The sequence below is a fragment of the Cedecea neteri NBRC 105707 = ATCC 33855 genome (assembly GCF_001571265.1).
GTDB lineage: Bacteria > Pseudomonadota > Gammaproteobacteria > Enterobacterales > Enterobacteriaceae > Cedecea > Cedecea neteri.
In genome coordinates, this window is record NZ_BCTL01000046.1 from 17116 (window position 1) to 36615 (window position 19500).

Sequence of the window (19500 nt, forward strand, 5' to 3'; positions counted from 1 at the left end):
ATAGCAATGAAGGTTCAAACAAAACTTTTATCTGCGGTTATTGGGCTGGTGTCACTGGCATCTGGCGCTGCTTTTGCCGCAGACACGCTTTCGTTACAGGGGAAAACAATCGGCGTTGCCGTGGTGGGCACTCAGCATTTTTGGGATCGTGAAGCCTACAAGGGCGCGACCGAAGAAGTGGAAAAGCTGGGCGGCAAGGTTATTGGCGTTGATGGCGGCAGAGACAACCAGGTTCATGCCAATAACCACGATATTCTGCTGTCCCGTAAGGTTGATGCGGTAATCAGTATTTTGGGCGACAGTGCCGTTGAGCCAAAATTCAAAGCATTGCGCGATGCAGGTATTCCGGTCTTTACCGTTGACCATGTTTCTCAGTATTCCGTGAATAATACCACGTCCGACAACTACACGTTGGGCTCAACCATTGGCCGTTATATGGCTGATGCGCTTGGCGGCAAAGGTAATGTTGCGGTATTTAATGCGTTCTCTAGTTCATTACGCATTTGCGGCATACGTTATGACCAATGGAAATATGTCCTGAAGGACTACCCGGATATTAAAATTATTCAGCCGGAGCTGGCAGAGCAATTTGCTAACTCACCGGAGGATGCGCGTAAGAAAACCCTCGAATTACTTAGTCAGTATCCGAAAGGCAAGCTGGATGCTATCCATGTTGCCTGCTGGGACCAGCCGGCTATCGGCATCGTTCAGGCACTGGAAGAGACCGGACGTGATAAAGACGTGAAGGTCACCGCTATCGACGCAGGCCCGGAAACGCTGGAAATCATGGCGGAAAAAGACAGCCCGCTGGTGGCCAACGTTGCCCAGCAGCCGCACCTGATTGGCCAGACTTCTGCCGAAAACGTGGCGCGCTACTTCGCAGGCCAGAAGCTGCCGATCCAGACCTTTATTCCGGTAATCCCGGTGAAAGGCCCGGATGAAGCCAAAGCGGTGTACAAAAAGCTGGGCTACGGTGAGCTGAAGTAGTGGACGCTGCAACACCGCAACGCGGTCTGGTGATGGACCGCATCAGTAAACGATTTGCCAATGTGACCGCGTTAAACGCGGTCACGCTGACGATAGGCCCCGGTGAAATTCACGGGCTTATCGGTGAAAACGGCGCGGGCAAATCCACCTTAATTAAAATTCTTGCCGGGGTTTATCAGGCCGATGGCGGCACGGCCACGCTCGACGGCGTCCCGCTTCCGCTTGGTAAGCCCTCGGCCATTGAGGCCCAGGGCATACGCGTTATTCACCAGGAACTCAATCTGATCCCACACTTTACCGTGGCCGAGTCGGTGTTTCTGGGGCAGGAATATCGCCGTGCCGGTGGGCTGCTGGACAGCCGCCGTATGCGGCAGGCCACAAAAGACTTTTTCCTGCGTACCTGGCAACTGGATCTCGACCCCGATCGCCTGATCCGGCAGTTGAGCCTGGCCGAACGCAAGCTGGTGCAAATTGCCAGAGCGCTGATCGACGGCGCGGCTAAGCTGGTGGTTTTTGATGAACCTACGGCCCCGCTTGAAGCCCACGAGGCAAGCCTGGTGTCCGATGCGATACTACGGCTCAAAGAGCAGGGCATCGCCATTCTGTACATCTCCCACTATCTCAACGAAATCGCCGCGCTGTGCGATGCGGGCACCGTGCTGCGCAACGGAGAAGTGGTGGGCTATCCGGATCGCGAAGTGTTGCAGAATACCGATGCCGTCATCCACATGATGGTGGGCAGAGAAATCGACCGGCTTTACGCCCCTCGTGAACATGAGGCTGATACCCCGGCCGACGAAACACCGCTGCTTGCCGTTCGCTCGCTTTCTGACGGGCAGCAGCTGCAGAACATCAGCTTCGAAATTCGCAAAGGCGAAATTGTTGGCGTGGCGGGGCTGCTGGGCGCGGGCCGGGACGTGCTGGTGGATACGCTTTACGGGCTGAATACGGCGAAAAAGGGCGAGATTGTTATAGAAGGGCGTTCGCGCCGAATCCGCTCGCCGCGACAGGCTATCCGGGCCGGTATGGCGCTGGTGCCGCGTGATCGCCGCCATCAGGGGCTGATCCTGCCGTTTTCGGCTACCGATAACATTAACCTTGCGTCGCTGCCGGACACGGCAACGTTTGGCTGGGAACACCGTTCCCGGGCGCTGCAAAAAGCCCGCGACTGGATAGAGCGGCTGAGCATTCGTCCTGCGCTCCCGGCGCTGCCGGTGCGCTTTATGAGCGGGGGAAATCAGCAAAAGGTGATTCTTGCCCGCTGGCTGGGGACCGACGCCCGACTGTTTATTCTCGATGAACCTACGCTCGGCGTCGACATTGGCGCACGTAGCGACATTTATCAGCGCACCCGCCAGCTTGCTGAACAGGGGCGTTCGGTGCTGGTTTCTTCCAGCGACGCGACCGAACTGCTTGGCCTGTGCGACCGCATTCTGGTGATGTGGCGTGGTGCGCTGGTGGCGAATTTGCCGACCCAGGGCCTGACGCTTGATGCGCTGCTGGCGACGATTAACGGTGGGCAGGAAAATCCGCTATGAGGACTGAAATTCGCCGTTTTGCGGCATACCGCTCCGTTGCTTTGTTTGAAAAATTCCCGCTGCTGCTGTTTGTTGGCCTGCTGGTCTGGCTAAGCATTCAGTCGCCGTGGTTCCTTAGCTGGCAGAACATCAGCCTGATGTTGGTGCAAAGCGTTCCGCTGGCTATTCTCAGCTTCGGCCTTGTTTGCGTGATTGCAGCAGGGGGAGATGACGTCGTCTCCGGCGGCATAGATCTTTCGCTCCCGGCCATTGCCGTGTTCGGCGTGGCGCTGCTCAGCCTGGGTATGACCGAATGGTTAACGCCGTGGCCGCTGCTATTGCTGCTGGTGGCGGCCCTGAGTCTGCTGTGCGGAGGCATCAACGCGTTGCTGGTGCTGGTTGCCGGGCTGCCGCCGCTGCTGGCCACGCTCTCAACCTCGGTGGCCTTTACCGGCCTGACCGATCTGCTTACCGGGCAGCGTCGGATTAGCGTCAGCGACCCACTGATGGTGGCCTTTCGTGACGGCAGCGTGCTGGGCATTCCCTATGCGCTGGTATATCTGCTGCTGGTGTTCATTGGCTTTCAGCTTCTGCTGCATCACACCCGCTTTGGCCAGCACTTGCAGGCGACGGGCGGTAGCAAAGACATGGCGCAGATGTCCGGGCTTAATGTGCGCCGTCTTATCCTCTCGTCCTGGCTTATTGCCGCCGTTGCGGCCGGGCTGGCGGTCTTCCCGCTGCTGGCTCAGGGGTCGGGCAGCTCCAGCGGAACCGCGACGCCTTTACTGATGGAGACGGTGCTGGCGACCTTCCTTGGCGCAGCCTTCTCGCGCCGCCGCGTGGTCACCGTTTGGGGAGCATTGCTGGGGGCTATCCTGGTTAACGCCTTGTCTAACGGCCTGGGGCTGCTGGGGGTAAATATCTTCTGGGTGGGCGCAATTAAAGGCGGACTGATTCTCGTGGTGCTGGCGGCTTCTGCCCTGCAGCAGAAAGGGGCCAATAAATAATGAAAGTTTTTTCTGCTCTGGCGGCAACGCTTCCGGCCGGTGAGTCCGGGAGAAAACCACTGGCCTGGCTGTCGCGCGCGGGCTTTGCGCTGGTCACGCTGTTTTTTATCGTCCTGTTCAGTTGGTCTAATCCGGTCTTCCTGACGCTGGATAACTGGAGCAACCTGCTTCAGGGCAGTGCCATTCTGCTGATTGTGGCGCTGGCGATGACGCTGATTGTCAGCGCTGGCGCGATCGATCTTTCCGTCGGTGTGGCTATCGACTTTGGCGCCATGCTGGCGCTGATTGCCCTCAAAACCTGGCAGCTTCCCTGGCAGGTGGCGGTGCTGTGCGCCCTGCTGGGCGGCGTGATGATAGGCCTGGTCAACGCTTTTCTTATCCTTGCCTGCCGCATCAAGCCGTTTCTGGCCACGCTCGGCACCTGGTTCATTGCCAGCAGCGCCGAACGTATTTATACCGACGGCGGCGGGGCGATTTCCTGGCGGCGCATGGCTCCTGAGTATCATGATTTAGCCGTGGGCAATGTTTGGGGGATCCCCACGCCGGTGCTTATCGTGTTGGTGGTCTGGCTCGCCGCCTGGCTGCTGACCGAACGAACGCTGTTTGGTAAGCGGGTACGTGCGATTGGTCAAAACAGCGAAGCCGCGCGTATCGCCGGGATAGCCGATAAACGTACGCTCTTCTGGGTGCTGATTGCTGCCTCGGCAATGTGCGCCGTCGGCGGCATTATTTTGTCCGCCAACCTGCGCCAGTTTACGCCGCTTGCCGGGCAGTCTTACCTGATGGATGCCATTGCCGCCGTGTTTATCGGCACCGCATTCCAGCGGCAGGGGCGCGTCAGCATGGGCGGCACGCTTGGCGGCGTGCTGTTCCTGGCGATTATTGATAACGGCCTGAACCTGATGGGGCTGAACTACCTGGTAAAAGACGCGCTGGTGGGCGTGATTCTGGTGGTGGCGCTGGCCGTTTCCTTCTGGCAGGCTCGCCTGCGTCAGGAGCACCGGTGAGGGCGCTATGAGCAAATTTGATGCCGTTTTCGTGGGGCTGACCATCCTTGATATTGCTGGTCGCCCTGTAGTGGAGATCCCCCCGGGCGGCGGCGTGCAGTTTATCGAGCAAATTCGCCTGAACCCGGCGGGGACAGCGGCCGGGGCCTTGGTAAACGCCGCTAAACTGGGGATCCGTACTTCAACCGTGGCCTGCCTGGGCGAGGACGAAAAAGCCGAATTTATTCTGGGCAACTATCGCCGCCTGGGCATTGACTGTTCGCTCATTCAGCGCACGTCACACATAGAGACGTCGGCGACGATTCTGCCCATTCGCCCCAACGGCGAGCGGCCCGCGCTGCATTGCCGGGGCGCGTCAGACGAGCTGTTCGTCGCCGAGGCCGATTTCGATAAGGTGCTGGACACTCTTTATCTGCACCACGGCGGCACCGGGCTGCTGGCGGCCATGGACTCTGGCCAGAGCGTCCGTTTGCTGGCCGCGGCGAAAGCGCGAGGAGTCATCACCAGTTTTGATTTAATCGCCCCTGATGAAAATACGCTGGCGCTATTACGCCCGCTGTTGCCGCATGTGGATTATTTTATGCCCGCGCTCGAAGAAGCGGCGTTTATCTCCGGGCTTGTGGAGCCAGCAGAAATTGCTGATTTCTTCCTCTCGCTGGGCGCGAGATGCTGCATTTTTAAAGACGGAGTGCGCGGCTCCTGGCTGTTCAGCCGGGAGGAAAAACACCATATCCCGGCCTATAGCGTCACGGCGAGCGACACAACCGGCTGCGGCGACGGCTACTGCGGTGGGTTTATCGCTGCGCTCGCGCGGGGGCTTTCCGTAAAAGAGGCCTGCAGGGTCGCTTCCGCAACCGCCGCGCTGGTAGCGACCGGATTAGGCTCCGACGCTGGCGTGGTGAACTGGGAACATCTGCAGGATTTTATGGCGACCACGCCTTTGCTGGCGTAATAAAAAACAGGCCTTAAGGCCTGTTTTTTTGGTTAGTGCCAGGCGTATAGCAGCGGCTCTCCGGCAACAAAGCGCTGGAGATCGGCGGCAATCATCGCGGTGTGCTTCTGGATGCTTTCGCGGGTGGCGCCGGCGATGTGCGGCGTAATAATGACGTTATCCAGCTCGCTGATAAACGGGTGATTACGCCACAGCGGTTCCTGGTGGTAAACGTCCAGCGCCGCGCCGCCGAGTGGCCCATGGCGTAAGGCTTCGATGAGGTCGGTTTCCACAACCACGGAGGCGCGGGAGGTGTTGATTAACTTCGCGCCCGGCTTCATGCTTTGCAGCAGAGAGGCATTGACCAGGCCCTCGCTGTGCGGCCCGCTGCTCAGGTGCAGACTAACAATATCTGACTCGCGGAACAGCGCTTCCAGCGTGGTTTTATGCAGACCTGGCTCGTCGATATCTTCGGCGGCGACAAACGGATCTACCACCAAAATATTCATCCCGAAAGCGCGGGCAATACGCGCCACGCGGCGGCCAATATTGCCGTAGCCAATCAGCCCCAGCGTTTTATTCCGTAATTCTCCGCCCTTAAAAACTTCGTACGGACTTTCCGGGCTAACGTCCCACACCACATCTTTGCGCAGGCCGGACTGGGTTTGCTGCTCGCTTTGGTTTTCACGGGTAAACTCCCCGCGCTTAAGGGCCGCATGCGACTGCGGAATGTGGCGCATCAGGCCGAGCATCAGGCCCAGCGTGAGTTCTGCTGCAGCATCGGCGTTGCGTCCTGGCGTGTAAAGCACGGTGATGTTACGTGCCCGAGCAGCCTGAACGTCAATGTTGACCGGGTTAGCGCGGGTGCAGGCGATAACCTTCAGGTTAGGGCAGCTGTTTATTACTTCGGCGGTAATGTCGTCATAGCTGGTAACAATCACCCCAGCGTCGTGGGCCAGGTCGATAATCTCTGATGCCTGAAGCTTAGGTTTGCCGATGGCCCAGCCCTCGACAACCAGTTCGCCAAGCTGGCTAAAGGGTTCAAGGCTGCCTGCATACTCGGCGGTAAAGACGATTTTCATTGTGCATTATCCTGAGAGAGACTTTGTAAGGCCTGGTGCCTGGCCTGCCATACCGGCTGGAGCTGTTCGCGCAGCAGGCGGAATACCGGGAACAGTGCCCGATAGGCGGCATGGGCCTGAGGCTGGGGCAGATAGCGGGTTTGTTCGATTGCCGGATAGCGTTCCAGCGCATCAACGCTGCGGGCGGCAAGCAGCGCCGCGCCTCGGGCGCTGAGTTCGTTAAAGTGGCTGGCGATGACCGTGCGTCCGGTGCAGTCGGCGATAATTTGCAGCCAGGTGGCGGAAGCTGCTCCGCCGCCGGTGAGATACAGGTCGCCTTCGCTGGCATAGCCCGTCAGCGAATCCACAATGGCATAGGCCAGCCCTTCAAAAACGGCGCGTTGAAGCGCCGCGCGGGACGTGTGCTGGTCAACGCCAAAAAAACCTGCGCGGGCGGTGGGGCTGTAAAACGGGGCGCGTTCGCCGTTCAGGTAAGGCTGCCAGAAAACGCCGCCGCTGCCCGGCGGAATAGCGGCAATCTCTTGTTCCAGCGCCACTAAGTCCGGCGTCAGGGAAATATGCTGCTGCAGCCAGTCGATATTTGGCGTTCCGGCCTGCATCGGGAACAGGTTAATAAAGCTGCCTCGTTCGGTATGGGTCACAAAACGGGTGCCGCTGCTGACGGTTTCTCGCCCGTGGCAAACGACGCCTGTGCAGCAGGTGGTGCCGAGAATGGTGTAAATATCGCCGTCATGAATCGCGCCACAGCCTAGCGCGGCGCTGCATACGTCCAGCGCACCTGCGGCAACCGGTGTCTCAGGCGGCAGGCCACAAAGCAGGGCGGCGGCTTCGCTTAAGCTACCTGCCTGGGCGTCAGGGCGAAGCAGGGGCGGAAAACGGTTTTTCAGAAAATCAATACCCAGAGCCTGCAGGGCGAAATCGGAAATCTCGCCGGTTGACTGGTTCAGCAGCGAAGCGCTGGTATCCGTCAGCTCAAGAGCGGCGACCTGGGTCAGGCGAAAGCGAATCCAGTCCTTGGCGAAGAAAATATAGTCGGCGGCGGCCAGGCGTTCGGGCTGATTTCGCTTGAGCCAGCAGAGCTGCAGGCTGGTGTTACAAGGCTGCAGCTGAGAGCCTGTTTCATCGAACAGGGCTTTGTCCAGATCCGGGGACTGCAGAAGTTCGTCCATCAGCGCCCGGCTGCGGGTGTCGCTCCAGAGTATGCCCGGGCCAACCGGATTACCGTTTTTGTCGCTTAGCCAGACGCCTTCGCCCTGGCCCGCCAGACCGATTGCTTTGAGTTTGCCCTGTTGGAGTGCCGGGCAGTCGGCCACTTCCCGCAGCGTGCGCACGACCGACTGCCAAAGCTGCTCCATGTCCTGCTCGGCGTAGCCCTGAGGGGAAAGGGTTGGCGAGGTGTTTTCCGCCGCGCTGGCCACCGCATGGAAATTGCTGTCAAACAGCACGGCTTTTACCCGCGACGTGCCGATATCAATACCCAGGAAATACTCCATACCTCAAGCCTCACGCTAGCGAACAGAAACAGGAATACGACGGTTAATCACGCTCGTACAGGCGGCGCTGCATTTCGCATTCAAACAGGAATTCAAGCCCTTCGAGCTGGCGGCGCGCCTCTGCAACGTCTTTGCCCCAGCAGGTCAGGCCGTGACCGCGCAGCAGGAAACCGTAGTTTAGGGGCGTCTGTTTGGCATGCTGTTCAATGCGTTTTGCCAGCGCGTCGATGTCCTGATCGTTATCGAAGATGGCAATCGGCACCGTGTTGAGGTGCGTCTGCTGGCCGGTAAGGGTTTTTTGCATTTCATAGCCGCTGATGTTCAGGGCAGGGCCTTTCTCAATCCGCGACAGGACGGTGGCGTTCACGGTGTGAACGTGAAGCACCACGTTTGCCTCCGGAAAGAGACGATAAACCAGCGTGTGCAGCCCGGTTTCGGCAGAAGGTTTACGCCCGGATGGGGCTTGATTAGTGGCAATGTCTACCTGAAGGAAATCCTCGCTGGTCAGGCTGCCTTTGTCGCGGCCGGATTCACTCAGCCAGCACCACTCGGCATCCTGACGAATAGACATATTGCCGCCCGTCGCCGGAGCCCAGCCTTTAGCGCCAATCCAATGACAGGTGGTGACCAATTGCGCGAGTCTTTCTTGCCACATACGGTATTCCTCAATGCTTTTTAGTTTAACTGTCTAGCCGTCTAAATGGCTGTTTACATGATGCTATCATTGTGTGAACACACGGGCAACACTTGCCGGGTTATAAGATATATCGAGCAAATCAGCGGTTTTTCACCGAGTTTTCTCCTGTGACTGGGCGGTTTCGCTTTACAGTCGAAACGTCGCTTTGCATACATTGGTTTTGTTATGTTATAACGTAACAAATTAACGGTAAGACGATGCGTGCTATGACGGTCACCTCAATGTTATGCCCTAAAACGCTGCCTGATATTCAGTCACTCAGAAGCCACGAATTCGACACGGCCCTGTCCTGGGTCGGCATGGAACAGATCGATCTTCCGGTTGAGATTGCCGGACGCCCGCTGACGGCCAAAGTTAGCGCAGGCATTAATCTGCTCAGCACGCCGGAAGCCGAGAAGGGGATCCACATGTCCCGACTTTATCTGCTGCTGGACGAGCTAACCCAGGGCGAGGTTACGCCTGCCGCGCTGCGCAATTTGCTGGGTAAATTTCTGGTTTCTCACCAGCGCAGCAGCAACCGCGCGAGCGTTGAAATTGCGGGCGAGCTGCTGCTGTCCCGCCGATCTTTAACCTCTAATCACTTTGGCTGGAAGGCTTATCCCATCCGCGTGCAGGCAGAGCGTGGAGAAACGTTTACCGTCACGCTGCGAGTGGGGATGCCTTATTCATCTACCTGTCCCGCATCGGCGGCGCTCAGCCGTAATCTCGCCCAGCAGCAGTTTCAGCGGGACTTTGCCGGGCGAAGCGACAACATCTCTGTTGAAGAAATGATGGCCTGGCTGGGCGAAAAGGGGATGCCGGGCACGCCCCACAGCCAGAGAAGCTGGGCATGGATTGGCTGCCAGTTGAAGCCGGATGTTGCCACGCTGCCTTTCGAGGAGCTTATCGACCGCGGCGAGGCCGCGCTTGGAACGGCGGTGCAGACGGTGGTTAAGCGCGGCGACGAACAGGCTTTCGCCCTGGCCAACGGACAAAATTTGATGTTTTGCGAAGACGCCGCTCGCCGCCTGAACAAGGCGATGCTGGACGCGCCTTTCAGCGCCGCTTTTACCCTCCGCGTTGAGCATCAGGAAAGCCTCCATGCGCACAATGCGGTGGCTCATATTCACTGGACAGGAAATCACCATGTTGCGTAAAAATCCCTCCGGCCACCTGCCACAGGTCTCTCCCAAAGCGTATATCGACCCTACGGCGGTCATTTGTGGCCGGGTCATTATTCATGACTATGTGTATGTCGGGCCTTATGCGGTGATCCGCGCCGACGAACTGAACGCCGAAGGGGATATGGATCCTATCGTTATCCATTCCCATTCGAATATTCAGGACGGCGTAGTGATTCACTCTAAAAGTGGTGCCCCGGTCACTATTGGCAGCGGCACGTCAATTGCTCACCGGGCAATTGTCCACGGCCCTTGTCGGGTCGATGAGCGCGTATTTATCGGCTTCAACAGCGTGCTGTTCAACTGCCACGTACAAACCGGCTGCGTCATTCGCTATAACGCCGTGGTGGATGGCGTCACGCTGCCGAAGCAAACCTATATTCCGTCCACCGAACGCGTGGGGCCGGACTCTGATTTAACCCAATATTCACGCGTTGACCCTGCCTCGGTGCAGTTTTCAGAAGAGGTGGCGAACACCAACGTCAAGCTGGTGGAAGGTTACCAGCTGCTGCGCAATGAGTTCTGAGTATGCATCTTTCATCCGCAGAGCCAGAGCTGAGCGTTTCCCTGCGATCGATTGCCCGTCCGCAGGGCGAGTCCTGGCCGGTAGCGATAAATTTTCAGCTGCTTAAAGGCGAGCGGCTCACGGTGATTGGGCCCAACGGTAGCGGCAAAACGTCGCTGCTGCGGGCGCTGAGTCAGGAGCTAAAGATTGAAGGGGAGATAACGCTTGCGGGCCGCCCCTTAAATAAGCTCAACCCGCTGCTGCGGGCGAAGCTCGTGGCGGTGATGTCGCAAAACGATCTCCCTGATTTGCGCCTGTCCATCGAAGATTATGTCGCACTTGGGCGGCTGCCTTTTGCCCGGGATATGCCTGAGCCAGAACATCGCTGCATTGTCTGTGGGGCGATGAAAGAGGTGGGTGTGCTTGGGATGCGGCATAAATCGCTGGCCTGCCTGTCCGGCGGTGAACGGCAGCGGGCGATTCTGGCGCGAACGCTGGCGCAAACTTCACGGCTGCTGTTGTTGGATGAACCGACCAACCACCTTGACCTGGCGGCGCGGGAAGAACTGCTGATGCTGGTGAAAGCTCGTGGTACCACGGTTATTGCCGTCTTGCACGATCTCAACTTAATCGAAGGGTTTGCCGACAAGGTTCTTATTTTGTCTGCGGGGCAACAGCGGGCTTTTAACGTGCCTGACGCTGCCCTGAGTACCGAAACCCTTCGCCCCGTTTTCGGCCTCGACAGCTTTACCGTCGACCATCCTGGCCAACAAGGCAGACGAGTCCGTTTTTTTGAACCTTCACGCCCACGGTAACTTTTCAGGGATCGTTATGATGTTAAAAATCGCTACCGGCTTTTTGCTTGCTTTTACCTCCTTTACAGCGCTTGCCTCCGGCTTCCCGGTGACCATTACTAGCTGCGGCAAACCCGTGGTGTTTAACGCGGCGCCTAAGCGTGCGGTAATAAATGACCTGAACATGTCAGAAATGGCTTTCGCCCTCCATTTGCAACCGCAGATTGTGGGTCTGACGGGCATCTCAGGCTGGTACAAAATGACGCCAGAATTTAAGCAGCAAATGGGGACGATCCCTGAGCTTGCGCCCAAATATCCCTCGCTTGAAACGCTGCTGGCCGCCGAACCAGACTTCTTCTTTGCCGGCTGGAATTACGGCATGAAGGTGGGGGGCGATGTAACTCCCCAAAGCCTGGCGAAATACGGCATCAAAACATTTGTGCTCAGCGAAAGCTGCGCCATTTCCGGCGAAAGCAAAACCAAAGCGACCCTGGATCTGCTCTATAACGATGAGCTTACGCTGGGCAAAATATTTGGTAAGGCAGAGGCTGCTCAAAAGCTGGTTGATGGCTGGAAGGCGCGGCTGGCTGCCCTCCCCAAAGCGCAGCCAGGCGCAGTGCCGCCGAAAGTCTTTGTTTATGACTCCGGGGAAGACAAGCCGTTTACTAGCGGAAAATATGCCATGCCGCAGGCCATTATCGAGGCCGCAGGTGGCAAAAACGCAATGGAAGGGCTGGACACCAGCTGGGGCACAACATCCTGGGAAAGCGTTGCGGCGACTGAGCCGGACGTGATTATCCTGCTGGATTACCAAAACGGCGGTGGGGCTGATTCGCTGCGCCTGTTCCTTGAGCGCCACCCGCTGATGAAGCTCACCCCGGCGGTTAAACAGCACCGTTACCTGAAGCTGCAGTACGCCGAATTGACGCCCGGCCCGGCAAATATCGCCGCGGTTGAGAAGCTCGCTCACGTTCTGTTCGCGGCACAGTGATGTTTATAGTTTCCCGTTACTGCCGGGCCGCGTGCCTGGCCGTGTTTCTGATCGTACTTTTTGCGGCGCTTAGTCTGACTGAGGGCGCTGTCCGGCTGTGTCTGCATCAGGTGGCAAGCGCGCTGCAGCCCACTGCGACGGACGTTTCACCGATGATTCGCGGCATTGTGCTGGATATCCGGCTCCCAAGAACACTGCTGGCCCTGATGACCGGGGCGGGGCTTGCCGTGGTCGGCGCTTTGCTGCAAACCGCCACGCGCAATGAGCTGGCGGATCCTTTTTTGTTCGGGCTTTCTTCGGGCGCCTCCGCCGGTGCGGTGCTGGTTTTTACCCGTTTTGGCGACTTCTTCGGCGGCTGGACGCTGCCGGTGGCGGCCTTTTGCGGCGGGCTGCTTTCTTCCCTTGCGGTGCTGTCCTTGTTCCAACTCAAGCGCGAGCGGGGAGCGGAAACGCTGATCATCTGTGGGCTGGCCATCTCCTTTTTGTTCGGGGCATTAACCAGCTACCTGATATTTGCCGGTGACCAGCGCACCGCCAGCTCGGTATTGTTTTGGTCGCTCGGCGGCCTGGGGCTGGCTCGGTGGGATAACCTGGGATTTGCACTGGGCGGCTTGCTGCTGTTAGCCACATTTTGCCTGCTGAGATGGCGGTCGCTGGATGGATTACTCGCGGGCGATCGCACGGCATTTTCGCTCGGTATCAACGTCAACCGCCTGCGCACCGAAATCTTTCTGTGCTGCGCATTTTCTACCGCCATTTTCGTGGCGCTGACCGGCGTGATTGGCTTTGTCGGGCTGATGGTGCCGCATCTCTGCCGACATTTTTCCGCCATTAAGCATGCCAGACTGCTGCCTTTGTGCGCCCTGGCCGGGGCCTGTTTATTGTGCGGCGGCGATTTGGTTAGCCGTGTGCTGGTTGCGCCGCAGGAGCTGCCCATCGGCATTATTACCGCCGGAATTGGCGGGCTGTTTATCGTTGTGATGGTTGCCCGACGCTAGCGCAGCCTTTTTAAGCCGGAGAAAACGACTAATGAAACCTCTGTTACTGACCAACGCGCTGATGATGAATGAGGATCGGCGTTACCAGGGCGATTTACTCATCGTGGATGGGCGAATTGAAAAAATAGCCGCTGCGATTACGGCTCGCTCAACGTGGAGCGTGCTCGATCTTGCCGGGAAATGGCTGCTGCCGGGCATGATTGACGATCAGGTGCATTTTCGCGAACCGGGGTTGATGCATAAGGGCACGATAGCCAGTGAGTCACGCGCGGCGGTGATGGGCGGGATCACCAGCTATATGGAAATGCCCAACGTTTCGCCGCCAACCACCACAAGACAGGCGCTGGAAGGCAAATTTCAGCGGGCATCCGCATGCTCACTGGCGAATTACAGTTTCTATTTTGGCGCCACTAACGACAATCTTGAAGAACTTAAGGCGCTGTCAGCCGATGCGGCCTGCGGCGTGAAAGTATTTATGGGGGCCTCCACCGGCAACATGCTGGTGGATGATGAACGTATCCTGGAGGCCATTTTCCAGCATGCGCCAGGGCTGGTGGCCACGCATTGCGAAGATACGCCGACCATTAAACGTAATGAGGCGCTGTGGCGAGAGCGATATGGGGAGCAGATCCCGGCTGCAGAACATGCGGCCATTCGCTCGGTAGAGGCCTGCCTGTTGTCTTCGTCCCGGGCGGTTGCGCTGGCTAAAAAACACGGCACGCGGCTTCATGTGCTGCATGTCACCACGGCCGATGAGCTGGCGCTGTTTGAGCCCGCGCCCACGCTTGAAGCCTTACGCAGAAAAACGATTACGGCGGAAGCCTGTATCCATCACCTCTATTTTAATCAGGATGATTACACGGCGCTGGGGCACAGGCTGAAGTGCAACCCGTCGGTGAAGGGCCAGGAACACCAGCGGGCGCTATGGCAGGCGGTTAAGGCGGGCGTGATTGATATTATTGCGACCGATCATGCGCCGCATTTACTGGCGGAAAAGCAGAATGATTATTTCTCTGCACCTTCGGGATTGCCGCTGGTGCAGCATGCGCTGCCCGCGTTGCTGGATATGTGTGCCAGAGGGATCTTTACACCTGAACTTATCGTCAGAAAAACCAGTCATGCGGTGGCCGAGCGCTTTCAGATTAAGGATCGCGGTTATATCCGGGAAGGTTACTGGGCCGATCTGGCGGTGATCAACCCGTGGAAACGAATCAGCATTGAGAGCGGCAACATTGCCTACAAATGCGGCTGGTCACCCTTCGAAGGGCACACCTTGCAGGGCGGCGCGGTTGAAAGCACGTTGGTGAACGGGCGGCTTGTCTGGGATGGCGAGTCCGTTGCCGAGGGAATTTACGGTCATGCGCTGGCGTTTAACCGCTAACGTTCGCGAGGGTTGAACAGATCTTCGATGTAATGCATTAGCTCAGACATTTGTTGCAGGATATTGGCGCTGTCCACGATCAGCGCTCCCCAGAGCACAATCAGCGCGGCAACCATTCCGGCGGCTGAATAGTAAAACAGTTTCATCACAGCATCATATTGGCAGGAATTTGCCCCATTATAGCGAGACATTACGGCCTGTCAGTAAATGATGGGCAGATGCCGCCGGACATCTGCCCTGGTAAACTAGCGGGCGTAGCGAGGGGCGGGTGTGCCTACACCTGCTGCATCAAACATGGCCTGCGCCGTAGTGGCATAGGTTTCCCACAGGCTGAGATCGTGTAATGGCGGGATGGTGACCGCTTCACCGCTATCCAGCCCCGCCAGCGCAGAATCCACCAAATCATCCACTTTCATCACCGCACCTTCCGGCAGCGAGTCCACCGACACGCCAGCGCGATCCCAAATTTCCGTTGCCGTGGCCGCCGGCAGCACCGCCTGAATACGAATGCCGGTACCGGCCGCTTCGGCCTGCAGAACTTTCGTCAGGTTCAAAACATAGCCTTTTGTGCCGCTGTATACCGCGCTACCCACCCAGCTCTGTACTGCCAGAATCGACGAGATATTGATCAGTGTGCCGCTGTTCTTTTGCTGGAAATTAAGCAGGGCGGCATGGCTCAGGCGAGTTAACGCCGTGATGTTCAGCGTGATAAGTGCCTGATGCTGTTCCACGCTGGCGGCGGTAAACGCTGCGCTGTGGGCGGTGCCTGCGTTGTTAACCAGCACGCTGATGCGTGGATCTTTAAGCGCCTCCTCAACGGCAGCGATGTCCTGGTCGTTAACCAGATCGGCTTTTAGCGTAGTCACGGCTATGCCGTGGCGGGCTTCAAGCTTTGCGGCCAGATCGCGCAGGCGATCTTCGCGCCGGGCAACCAGCAGTAAATCAAAACCACGGGCCGCGAAACGATCGGCATAAACCGCACCAATACCGGAAGACGCGCCGGTAATTACCGCGACAGAACGGGAGTTAGCCATAAAACACCTCACAAGAAGTCGAATAACATTGGTTTGGTTTCATAATGAAACCATGAGGTGAATGTAAATATGTTGGTTTTATTATGCAACCAAATTGAGGTGATTTTTTTGTTATGCGCAGGAATTGATAAAGAGGAAATCAGTAAGCACCTGAATAACAGATGCTTAGTGGTCAGGAGGAAGGGCGTGCCTGAGTGACGATTTCGCCCGACTGCAGCTCGCGGCCGTCTTCGGCCTGTAAGGTCAGCTTGCGGATGGGGCGATGCTGCTGGCTGTCTACCAGCACGCTGCGCGTCTCGTCTTTAGCATACAGATTTTCGCAGCCCCACTGGGAAAGGGCGGCCAGCACGGTTTGCAGCGCCCGGCCTTTCTCCGTCAGCACGTACTCGCTCCAGGCGCTGCCGTCCGAGGCCGGGCGAAGCTCAAAAATGCCGTTGTCGACGAGCTGTTTGAGGCGAACAGTCAGCATATTTTTGGCGATGCCGAGGTTCTTTTGGAATTCACCGAAGCGAGACATGCCGTTCAGCGCATCGCGCACGATAAGCAGTGACCACCAGTCGCCGATCACGTCCAGCGTGCGGGCAACCGAACAGACGCTGTCTTCAAGGCTTTTGCGTTTCATCATTCCTCCCGATGGGCTTGTCAGGTTCTATTATAAAACTTTTTGTTGAGAGGCTGAGCGGTAATTTCAATGATACCAGGCGGCCAGCGTGCGGCGCAGGCCGTCTATCAGACGCTGCTTCCATTCCACGGTGGACGTCCGGTACTGCAAAAACAGGCTGCCGATGGCCTGTTCTCCGGAAAGCGGCAGCGTAAAAAGCTGGGCTTTGTCATTCAGGGTATCAAACCACGGGGCAGGCACAATAGCCATCAGCGGGGCGTTACGCAAGGCCGGAGCAAGCTGGCCATAGTCGCTACAGATAAATGCCAGGCGGCGCCCAAACCCGGCACGCGCCTGCTGGCGATCGAGTTCGTTAATGTCCTGCGGCCAGGGGTGACAATAAAAATGTTCAAATTGCGCCAGCTCGTCAAAGGCCAGGGTTTCCCGCCCGCTGAGTCTGGAGCACAGCGGCTGGCCGAAAACGGCGATCAGCCGCGTGCTGCCTATACGTTCATAATGCAGGGCGCTGACGCGTTTTTGATGATCGCCGACGGCAAGCAGCAAATCTATTTTGCCTTCCAGCAGCTCATCCCGCCACGCCCGCCGTTCAAACGTCAGGCATTCAATCATAGCCCCGGCCTGATGCCCTTTGCGGGCGAGTTCAGGGGTGAGTAATACGTTAAGCGCCGGGGGCAGGACAAGACGAAAACGGCGCTCCTCCGTGTGTTCTTCACCAAATAACTCTTCATTGAGGGAGACAAAGAGCGGGATGAGACGCTCTTTTATGCCGAGTGCATAAGGCGTGGGAACCTGGGTATTTCCCTCCCGGCGAAAGAGCGGATCGCCCAGCGCGTCACGCAGGCGGGCAAGAGCATGGCTGACTGCGGACGGGCTAAGAGCCAGCTTCTGTGCCGTTCGGCTGGTTGAGCCAGTGGTTAACATCACGTACAGCACCTTCAGCAGGTTCATGTCTAATTGCAGGATATTCACGATATGAATTCTCAATTGCATCGGACTAAATTGCCCGGCAGTATACTGCGCCTCCTGACAAAAAGGAGCCACCCGTGAACCGTTATAGCCTGTTGTTTATCTGCATGATTTCGACCTTCTCTGCCGGCAGCATTGCGGCACTAAACCCAACGCAACCGCTGTCCGCCGCGCCGCCTTATTCGCTTTTTGAGGGTTGGGCCAAACCGGTTAAACCATTCCGCATGGCAGAAAATGTCTGGTATGTCGGCACCGAAAACCTCTCGTCCATTCTGATTACCACGCCTGAGGGCCATATCCTGGTGGACGGCGCGCTGGATGCCAGCGCCAGCGGCATCAAAGAGAATATGACTTCTCTGGGTTTTGATATTCGCGACGTGAGGTACATCCTCAATAGTCACGCCCGGCTCGATCAGGCCGGAGGGATAGCCAAACTGAAGCGGTGGAGCGGGGCGAAACTGGTTGCCAGTAAGGCGAATGCAGAGCAAATGGCGCGAGGAGGAAAAGAGGACTTTGCGCTTGGGGACGCGCTGCCGTTTCCGCCGGTAAGTACGGATAAAATTATTCACGATCGCGAGACGCTGACGCTCGGCGGTGTGACCGCGACGGCGCTGCTGACGCCGGGGCACCTGCCGGGCAGTACTTCATGGTTGTTTACTCTGCCCGGCGGCAGCAGGCTTATCTACGCCGACAGCCTGGCTACGCCGGACTACTATCTGGTGGCGAATAAAAACTATCCGACGCTGGTGGGCGATATTCGCCATAGCTTTGCCACACTTGCCGCGCAGAAGGTCGACATTTTTGTGGCGAATAAAGGAGAGCGCTTCGGCCTGGCGGAGAAACAGGCCCGGCTTGCCGCCGGAGATAGCAACGCGTTTATCGACAGGGACGGTTTACAACGCTATGTGGATCTCTCCCGGCAGCGCTTTGAAGCGCAGCTGAAACAACAAACGGAATAATAGGGCTTTTTGCGATCCGCCAGGCAGGTCGGCTGTCATTTTTCTGTCACAATATATTCTTCACATTTTATTAATCACTCCCTGAGGAATAAGTAATGAAGAAAAAAATTGTTGCCTCATTGCTGGCTGCCGCCTGTTTTGCCCCAGGCCTGGCGAAAGCGGACACCGTGCCGGACGGCTATCAGCTGCAGCAAGTCTTGCTGATGAGTCGTCACAACCTGCGTGCGCCGCTGGCCAACAACGGCAGCGTGCTTGAGCAATCTACCGCTCAGGCATGGCCGGAGTGGGATGTGCCGGGCGGGCAGCTCACCACCAAAGGCGGCGTGCTGGAAGTGTATATGGGGCATTACATGCGTGAATGGCTGGCGAGTCAGAATCTGGTAACCAGCGGCGAATGCCCGGCGCCGGATAGCGTTTATGCCTACGCCAACAGCCTCCAACGCACCGTCGCTACTGCGCAGTTCTTCATTACCGGCGCTTTCCCAGGCTGCGATGTGCCGGTACATCATCAGGAAAAAATGGGCACCATGGATCCGGTGTTCAACCCGGTTATCACCAACGACTCGCCAGAGTTTAAAGCCAAAGCCGTTCAGGCGATGGAAAAACAGCGCACCGAATACAAGCTGGCCGACAGCTACAAACTGCTGGAGCACATCGTCGGCTATAAAAACTCGCCAACCTGCAAAGAGAAGCAACAGTGTGAGCTGAACGGGCCAAAAGATGTCTTTAGCGCCAATGCAACTCAGGAGCCCGGCGTTAACGGTTCCCTGAAGGTAGGCAATGCCCTGGTCGATGCGTTCACGCTGCAGTACTACGAAGGCTTTCCGATGGATCAGGTGGCATGGGGAAAAATCAAAACGGCTGAACAGTGGCGAGTACTTTCCCAACTGAAAAACAGCTACCAGGACACCCTGTTTACTTCCCCGGAAGTGGCCCGTAACGTCGCGGCTCCGTTGGTGAAATACATTCAGAATGCGTTAACGTCCAAAGAGGCGGCTTCCGGGCCGAAAGTGACGCTAATGGTGGGGCATGACTCTAACATTGCTTCGCTGCTGACCGCGCTGCAGTTCAAGCCCTATCAGCTGCCGGGTCAGTATGAGCGCACCCCGATTGGCGGCAATATCCTGTTCCAGCGTTGGCACGATAAGAACAGCAACCGTGACCTGCTCAAAGTGGAATATGTTTACCAGAGCGCCGAACAGCTGCGCAATGGCGATGTATTAACCCTGAAGCATCCGCCAAAACGCGTCACGCTGCAGCTGGAAGGTTGCCCGACGGACGCTAACGGTTACTGCTCGTGGGATAAGTTTAGCGAAGTGCTGAATGAAGCCGTGAAGTAAGAAGAGGCTGCCCCCTTCCGGGGGCAGCG

Annotated in this window: 20 protein-coding genes; 13 read left to right on the forward strand and 7 right to left on the reverse strand. The window is 57.5% G+C overall.

All coding sequences use genetic code 11. The features are described from left to right. The first annotated feature begins 6 nt into the window (after positions 1–6). The 5 genes from CNE01S_RS18565 to CNE01S_RS18585 are packed head-to-tail and all read left to right on the forward strand — an operon-like array spanning position 7 to position 5470. Complete coding sequence (locus CNE01S_RS18565) at positions 7–987, forward strand: sugar ABC transporter substrate-binding protein (protein ID WP_061277724.1); 981 nt, start codon at positions 7–9, stop codon at positions 985–987. A 32-nt stretch (positions 988–1019) separates the two neighbouring features. After that, entirely contained in the window at positions 1020–2525 is a 1506-nt protein-coding gene (locus tag CNE01S_RS18570) for a sugar ABC transporter ATP-binding protein (RefSeq protein WP_061277748.1), read from the forward strand. Next, complete coding sequence (locus tag CNE01S_RS18575) at positions 2522–3511, forward strand: ABC transporter permease (protein WP_061277725.1); 990 nt, start codon at positions 2522–2524, stop codon at positions 3509–3511. Before CNE01S_RS18570 ends, CNE01S_RS18575 begins: the two co-directional genes overlap by 4 nt. Continuing rightward, complete coding sequence (locus tag CNE01S_RS18580; RefSeq protein WP_061277726.1) at positions 3511–4518, forward strand: ABC transporter permease; 1008 nt, start codon at positions 3511–3513, stop codon at positions 4516–4518. Before CNE01S_RS18575 ends, CNE01S_RS18580 begins: the two co-directional genes overlap by 1 nt. A gap of 7 nt (positions 4519–4525) precedes the next feature. Next, a complete protein-coding gene (locus CNE01S_RS18585; protein WP_061277727.1) occupies positions 4526–5470 on the forward strand; it encodes a carbohydrate kinase family protein in 945 nt (314 codons plus the stop codon). A 32-nt stretch (positions 5471–5502) separates the two neighbouring features. Here the strand turns inward: CNE01S_RS18585 and CNE01S_RS18590 are convergent, their stop codons facing one another. The 3 genes from CNE01S_RS18590 to CNE01S_RS18600 are packed head-to-tail and all read right to left on the reverse strand — an operon-like array spanning position 5503 to position 8679. Next, on the reverse strand, positions 5503–6531 hold the full coding sequence (locus CNE01S_RS18590; protein ID WP_061277728.1) for a 2-hydroxyacid dehydrogenase: 1029 nt from the start codon (positions 6529–6531) through the stop codon (positions 5503–5505). Continuing rightward, on the reverse strand, positions 6528–8024 hold the full coding sequence (locus CNE01S_RS18595) for an FGGY-family carbohydrate kinase (protein ID WP_061277729.1): 1497 nt from the start codon (positions 8022–8024) through the stop codon (positions 6528–6530). Before CNE01S_RS18595 ends, CNE01S_RS18590 begins: the two co-directional genes overlap by 4 nt. Positions 8025–8067: 43 nt before the next feature. After that, a complete protein-coding gene (locus tag CNE01S_RS18600; RefSeq protein WP_061277730.1) occupies positions 8068–8679 on the reverse strand; it encodes a methylthioribulose 1-phosphate dehydratase in 612 nt (203 codons plus the stop codon). 248 nt (positions 8680–8927) lie between these two features. Here CNE01S_RS18600 and folE2 point away from each other — a divergent pair, with 248 nt between their 5' ends. Genes folE2 through CNE01S_RS18630 form a run of 6 tightly spaced genes read left to right on the forward strand, consistent with a single transcriptional unit; the run spans position 8928 to position 14550 of the window. Next, positions 8928–9857, forward strand: coding sequence for a GTP cyclohydrolase FolE2 (folE2, locus tag CNE01S_RS18605; RefSeq protein ID WP_061277749.1), 930 nt, complete (start codon positions 8928–8930; stop codon positions 9855–9857). Beyond that, entirely contained in the window at positions 9847–10407 is a 561-nt protein-coding gene (locus CNE01S_RS18610; protein WP_039301689.1) for an LbetaH domain-containing protein, read from the forward strand. Before folE2 ends, CNE01S_RS18610 begins: the two co-directional genes overlap by 11 nt. A 2-nt stretch (positions 10408–10409) precedes the next feature. Continuing rightward, complete coding sequence (locus CNE01S_RS18615; protein ID WP_061277731.1) at positions 10410–11201, forward strand: ABC transporter ATP-binding protein; 792 nt, start codon at positions 10410–10412, stop codon at positions 11199–11201. Between the two features lie 19 nt (positions 11202–11220). Further along, the gene (locus CNE01S_RS18620; protein WP_061277750.1) at positions 11221–12171 is read left to right on the forward strand and encodes an ABC transporter substrate-binding protein; all 951 of its coding nucleotides are present in this window, start codon (positions 11221–11223) and stop codon (positions 12169–12171) included. After that, positions 12171–13169: a FecCD family ABC transporter permease gene (locus CNE01S_RS18625; RefSeq protein ID WP_061277732.1), complete on the forward strand. Its 999-nt coding sequence runs from the start codon at positions 12171–12173 to the stop codon at positions 13167–13169. Before CNE01S_RS18620 ends, CNE01S_RS18625 begins: the two co-directional genes overlap by 1 nt. A gap of 31 nt (positions 13170–13200) precedes the next feature. After that, positions 13201–14550, forward strand: coding sequence for a dihydroorotase (locus CNE01S_RS18630; RefSeq protein ID WP_061277733.1), 1350 nt, complete (start codon positions 13201–13203; stop codon positions 14548–14550). On the opposite strand, the gene CNE01S_RS25380 is transcribed toward CNE01S_RS18630, so the two are convergent. The 4 genes from CNE01S_RS25380 to CNE01S_RS18645 all read right to left on the reverse strand — a co-directional run bounded on the left by CNE01S_RS25380 (position 14547) and on the right by CNE01S_RS18645 (position 17175). Then, positions 14547–14696, reverse strand: a complete 150-nt coding sequence (locus tag CNE01S_RS25380) for a hypothetical protein (RefSeq protein ID WP_156479839.1) — start codon at positions 14694–14696, stop codon at positions 14547–14549. The genes CNE01S_RS18630 and CNE01S_RS25380 overlap by 4 nt on opposite strands. 99 nt (positions 14697–14795) lie before the next feature. Then, positions 14796–15584 (reverse strand): SDR family NAD(P)-dependent oxidoreductase, encoded by a 789-nt coding sequence (locus CNE01S_RS18635; protein WP_061277734.1) that lies wholly within the window; start codon positions 15582–15584, stop codon positions 14796–14798. A gap of 172 nt (positions 15585–15756) precedes the next feature. Continuing rightward, positions 15757–16206, reverse strand: a complete 450-nt coding sequence (locus tag CNE01S_RS18640; protein ID WP_061277735.1) for a winged helix-turn-helix transcriptional regulator — start codon at positions 16204–16206, stop codon at positions 15757–15759. A 66-nt stretch (positions 16207–16272) separates the two neighbouring features. Then, the gene (locus tag CNE01S_RS18645) at positions 16273–17175 is read right to left on the reverse strand and encodes a LysR family transcriptional regulator (RefSeq protein ID WP_061277751.1); all 903 of its coding nucleotides are present in this window, start codon (positions 17173–17175) and stop codon (positions 16273–16275) included. 74 nt (positions 17176–17249) lie between these two features. Between CNE01S_RS18645 and CNE01S_RS18650 the strand changes: the two genes are divergently transcribed. After that, on the forward strand, positions 17250–18131 hold the full coding sequence (locus CNE01S_RS18650) for an HARLDQ motif MBL-fold protein (protein ID WP_061277736.1): 882 nt from the start codon (positions 17250–17252) through the stop codon (positions 18129–18131). Between the two features lie 95 nt (positions 18132–18226). Then, positions 18227–19471: a bifunctional glucose-1-phosphatase/inositol phosphatase gene (agp, locus tag CNE01S_RS18655; protein ID WP_061277737.1), complete on the forward strand. Its 1245-nt coding sequence runs from the start codon at positions 18227–18229 to the stop codon at positions 19469–19471. Positions 19472–19500 lie beyond the last annotated feature (29 nt).

Coding starts and splice junctions, on each gene's coding strand:
- CNE01S_RS18570 (WP_061277748.1), top strand. CDS start 1,020: ATGGACCGCATCAGTAAACGATTTGCCAATGTGACCGCGTTAAACGCG.
- CNE01S_RS18595 (WP_061277729.1), bottom strand. CDS start 8,024: ATGGAGTATTTCCTGGGTATTGATATCGGCACGTCGCGGGTAAAAGCC.
- CNE01S_RS18580 (WP_061277726.1), top strand. CDS start 3,511: ATGAAAGTTTTTTCTGCTCTGGCGGCAACGCTTCCGGCCGGTGAGTCC.
- CNE01S_RS18565 (WP_061277724.1), top strand. CDS start 7: ATGAAGGTTCAAACAAAACTTTTATCTGCGGTTATTGGGCTGGTGTCA.
- CNE01S_RS18630 (WP_061277733.1), top strand. CDS start 13,201: ATGAAACCTCTGTTACTGACCAACGCGCTGATGATGAATGAGGATCGG.
- CNE01S_RS18620 (WP_061277750.1), top strand. CDS start 11,221: ATGTTAAAAATCGCTACCGGCTTTTTGCTTGCTTTTACCTCCTTTACA.
- CNE01S_RS18625 (WP_061277732.1), top strand. CDS start 12,171: ATGTTTATAGTTTCCCGTTACTGCCGGGCCGCGTGCCTGGCCGTGTTT.
- CNE01S_RS18600 (WP_061277730.1), bottom strand. CDS start 8,679: ATGTGGCAAGAAAGACTCGCGCAATTGGTCACCACCTGTCATTGGATT.
- CNE01S_RS18640 (WP_061277735.1), bottom strand. CDS start 16,206: ATGAAACGCAAAAGCCTTGAAGACAGCGTCTGTTCGGTTGCCCGCACG.
- CNE01S_RS25380 (WP_156479839.1), bottom strand. CDS start 14,696: ATGAAACTGTTTTACTATTCAGCCGCCGGAATGGTTGCCGCGCTGATT.
- CNE01S_RS18610 (WP_039301689.1), top strand. CDS start 9,847: ATGTTGCGTAAAAATCCCTCCGGCCACCTGCCACAGGTCTCTCCCAAA.
- CNE01S_RS18575 (WP_061277725.1), top strand. CDS start 2,522: ATGAGGACTGAAATTCGCCGTTTTGCGGCATACCGCTCCGTTGCTTTG.
- CNE01S_RS18585 (WP_061277727.1), top strand. CDS start 4,526: ATGAGCAAATTTGATGCCGTTTTCGTGGGGCTGACCATCCTTGATATT.
- CNE01S_RS18590 (WP_061277728.1), bottom strand. CDS start 6,531: ATGAAAATCGTCTTTACCGCCGAGTATGCAGGCAGCCTTGAACCCTTT.
- CNE01S_RS18635 (WP_061277734.1), bottom strand. CDS start 15,584: ATGGCTAACTCCCGTTCTGTCGCGGTAATTACCGGCGCGTCTTCCGGT.
- CNE01S_RS18615 (WP_061277731.1), top strand. CDS start 10,410: ATGCATCTTTCATCCGCAGAGCCAGAGCTGAGCGTTTCCCTGCGATCG.
- folE2 (WP_061277749.1), top strand. CDS start 8,928: ATGACGGTCACCTCAATGTTATGCCCTAAAACGCTGCCTGATATTCAG.
- agp (WP_061277737.1), top strand. CDS start 18,227: ATGAAGAAAAAAATTGTTGCCTCATTGCTGGCTGCCGCCTGTTTTGCC.